2 protein-coding genes are annotated in these 1,354 nt (G+C 71.8%); both read right to left on the bottom strand.

All coding sequences use genetic code 11. From position 1 onward, the window contains the following. Positions 1-667 (bottom strand): fumarylacetoacetate hydrolase family protein (locus G6030_RS15285; protein ID WP_182643699.1); only part of this gene is annotated, 667 nt, incomplete at its 3' end. Between the two features lie 9 nt (positions 668-676). Next, the coding region (locus G6030_RS15290; protein ID WP_241724394.1) for an exonuclease domain-containing protein at positions 677-1,354 on the bottom strand (678 nt) is incomplete at its 5' end.

The following is a 1,354-nucleotide window of genomic DNA, read 5'->3' on the forward strand; positions in this document are numbered from 1 at the left end:
TCATGACCCGGCTGACGTACTCGATGATCTCGCCGACGGTGTGCATGAACTGCGAGGTGTTGCCGTCCTGGCGCAGCTCGCTGGTCCCGTCCTCGTGCGTGACAGTGGTGCGGACGTCGAGACCGTTGGGGTCGAGGTCGGTGACGATCCACGGACCGAGCGGGCAGAAGGTGTCGTAGCCCTTGCCGCGCGTCCACTGTACGTCGGAGAGCTGCTGGTCGCGCGCGGTGACGTCGTTCGAGCAGGTGTAGCCCAGGATGACCTCGTGCGCGCGGGCGGCGGCGACGTCGCGGCACGGCTGCCCGATCACCACGGCGAGCTCGCCCTCGTGGTCGACCCGCTCGGAGCTCGGCGGGTACGCGATGGCGGCCTCGGGGCCGACGACCGAGGTGTTGGGCTTGAGGAAGATCAGCGGCTCCGCGGGGGCCTGCGAACCCATCTCCTCGGCGTGGTCGGCGTAGTTCTTGCCGACGCACACGATCTTCGACGCCAGGATGGGCGCGAGGAGACGCACGTCGGCCAGCGGCCACTCCCGGCCGGTGAACTCGGGGGTGCCGAACGGGTGCTCGGAGATCTCGGCACAGGTTAGGGAGGCAGGGTCGGCGACGTCCCCACGGACCTCGACGAAGGCGAACCCCTGCGGATGGGCGATACGGGCGAGACGCATACCGAGATCCTAGGGCGTACGGAGGTCACGCAGGACGCGCGCCCCACGGTCCCGGAGCTCGGCCAGCTGAGCGAGGTACAGCTCGGCGCAGGCGAGCGCGTCGACGGCCGCGTCGTGCGCGCGGTACCGGGGCAGTCCGTAGCGTCCCCGGGCACCCCACAGGCGCAGATCGTCGGGATCGGGATCCGCCGTGAACCCCATGTCGATCCCTCCGCTGAGGATCCGTCGCTGTAAGTCGAGTGTGTCGACGGCCTCGAGCGGCGGGCGTACCCCGTACACGCGCCGACACAGCACGCCGAGGAAGTCCATCTCGATCGTGCTGTAGTGCGCCAGCAGGACGCGTCCGGTCAGGGCGGTGAGCACCCGGTCGAGCACCTCCGCGACCCCGGACCCGCGCGCCACCTCGTCGTCGGTGAGGCCGTGCACGGTGGCGCTCTGGCCCACCCCGCCGTCGTCCCCCGACCGGCCGTCCGACCGCAGCACCATCGAGCCTGCCCCGCGCAGCACGATCCGGTCCCCGTCGACCGGGACGAATCCCACCGACACGACCCGGTCACGTCGCGGGTCGAGGCCCGTCGTCTCCACGTCCACGGCCAGCAGTCGCACCTCGTCGAGCGGCGTGGCGGGGCTCGGCGGCGGTGTCCGCAGGAAGGCGCCGAGGGGGCCGTCGGGCGCCCGGCGCGCCGC

It is taken from the genome of Dietzia sp. E1 (assembly GCF_014145015.1).
GTDB lineage: Bacteria > Actinomycetota > Actinomycetes > Mycobacteriales > Mycobacteriaceae > Dietzia > Dietzia cinnamea_A.